This window comes from Enterobacter sp. PL1, from assembly GCF_945957325.1.
GTDB classification, from domain to species: Bacteria; Pseudomonadota; Gammaproteobacteria; order Enterobacterales; family Enterobacteriaceae; genus Enterobacter; species Enterobacter roggenkampii.
Window position 1 is genome coordinate 1 of the sequence record NZ_CAMFKT010000069.1, and the last position, 2,234, is coordinate 2,234.

The window sequence follows — 2,234 nt, forward strand, 5'->3', positions numbered from 1 at the left end:
TGCGTACCCTGAATATCAATCATAGTGCTTTGGCCAGCATACCTGCCCATCGCATTGCCCGGCTGCGTCGGCAGGGTGAACGCTACTTCACCGACGGTTTGCGTGACATCACTTCGGACCGCCGCTGGGCGATCCTTGCCGTCTGTGTTGTGGAGTGGGAAGCGGCGATTGCTGATGCCATAGTCGAAACCCATGACAGGATCGTAGGAAAAACCTGGCGGGAAGCGAAGCGCCAGCATGACGAAACAATTTCCGGCTCTAAAGCCACACTCACGGATACGATCCGTACCTTCACCGCGCTGGGAGCTTCGTTGCTTGAGGCCCGCAGTGACGGAACCCCGCTGGAGATGGCTGTCGCCAGTTCGGTTGCATGGGACCGGCTCGCTCAACTGGTAGCGACAGGGACTCAACTCAGCAACACGCTAGCCGATGAGCCTCTTGCATATGTCGGGCAGGGATACCATCGCTTTCGTCGTTATGCGCCCCGCATGTTGCGCTGTCTGAAGCTCGAAGCCGCGCCGGTCGCCGGACCATTGGTAGCAGCAGCTTTGTCGATCGGAGAGATGAAAGGTGTTGCATCGCCAGAAAGGCGTTTCCTGCGGCCCAGCTCCAAATGGAACCGTCATTTACGAGCTCAGGAAAAAGGAGATACCCGTCTTTGGGAAGTGGCGGTACTCTTTCACCTCCGGGATGCTTTTCGTTCCGGAGATGTCTGGCTCGCTCATTCGCGCCGCTATGGTGACCTCAAGCAGGTACTGGTGCCGATGATCGCGGCGCAGGAAAATGCAAAACTGGCCGTGCCTTCCAACCCACAGGATTGGCTGGCAGACAGAAAGGCGCGACTCACGATCGCTCTTAAGCGGCTGGCCCGGGCTGCCCGTAACGGCACTATTCCGCACGGTAGCATAGAAGATGGAACGTTGCGGATCGACAGGTTGACAGCAGACGTGCCGGATGGTGCCGAGGCACTCATACTGGATCTGTATCGCCGAATGCCGTCCGTTCGGATTACCGACATGCTGCTTGAAGTTGATGCAGCCCTTGGTTTCACAGATGCGTTTACCCATCTGAGAACCGGGGCTCCATGTCGCGACCGGATCGGTCTGCTCAACGTCCTGCTCGCTGAAGGGCTCAATCTGGGCCTGCGTAAGATGGCGGAAGCTACAAACACGCATGATTACTGGCAGCTCTCACGCCTTGCCCGCTGGCATGTTGAAAGCGAAGCCATGAACCAGGCATTGGCAATTGTGGTGGCCGCGCAGGGTAAACTGCCGATGTCACGCGTCTGGGGGATGGGCACGTCAGCATCGAGCGATGGTCAGTTTTTCCCGACAGCGCGGCATGGCGAAGCCATGAACATGGTCAATGCCAAATATGGTTCTGTTCCCGGCCTCAAAGCGTATACTCACGTAAGCGACCAGTTCGCGCCATTCGCTTGTCAGTCGATCCCGGCGACCGTGAGCGAGGCACCGTATATTCTCGATGGACTACTGATGAACGAGGTCGGTCGCCATGTTCGCGAACAGTATGCCGATACAGCAGGATTCACCGACCATTTGTTCGGAGCCAGTAGCCTGCTCGGCTACAATCTCGTTCTGCGAATCAGGGATCTGCCATCGAAGCGGTTGTACGTATTTAATCCCGATACGACCCCCAGGGAGTTACGCAAGTTGGTAGGTGGAAAAGCCCGGGAGGATCTTATCGTTGCGAACTGGCCTGATATTTTCCGTTGTGCCGCGACGATGACCGCTGGCAAAATCAGGCCCAGCCAACTCCTGCGCAAGCTCGCTTCTTACCCACGACAAAACAACCTTGCAGTTGCGCTTCGTGAAGTTGGTCGTATTGAACGGACCCTTTTCATTATTGAGTGGATCCTGGATACGGACATGCAGCGGCGTGCTCAGATCGGTCTTAACAAGGGAGAGGCCCACCATGCGCTCAAAAATGCGCTCCGTATCGGGAGGCAGGGGGAAATTCGCGATCGCACGACAGAGGGGCAGCACTACCGAATCGCTGGGCTCAATTTATTGACTGCGGTGATCATTTACTGGAATACCGTCCATCTTGGTCATGCCGTCACGGAGCGGCGGAACGAAGGGTTGGATGTTCCCCCTGAATTTCTTCCCCACATATCCCCATTGGGCTGGGCGCACATTCTACTGACTGGCGAATATCTTTGGCCCAAGGAACCGAAAGCTTAGGGTGTCATTTCGCCCTCAGCCGGAACCGACCCC

The 2,234-nt window shown here is 56.7% G+C and carries 1 protein-coding gene; it reads left to right on the top strand.

Annotation, left to right across the window (positions count from 1 at the left end; genetic code table 11):
- Positions 1-2,201 (top strand): Tn3-like element Tn5403 family transposase (locus N6P30_RS24205; RefSeq protein WP_260630003.1); only part of this gene is annotated, 2,201 nt, incomplete at its 5' end.
- Positions 2,202-2,234 lie beyond the last annotated feature (33 nt).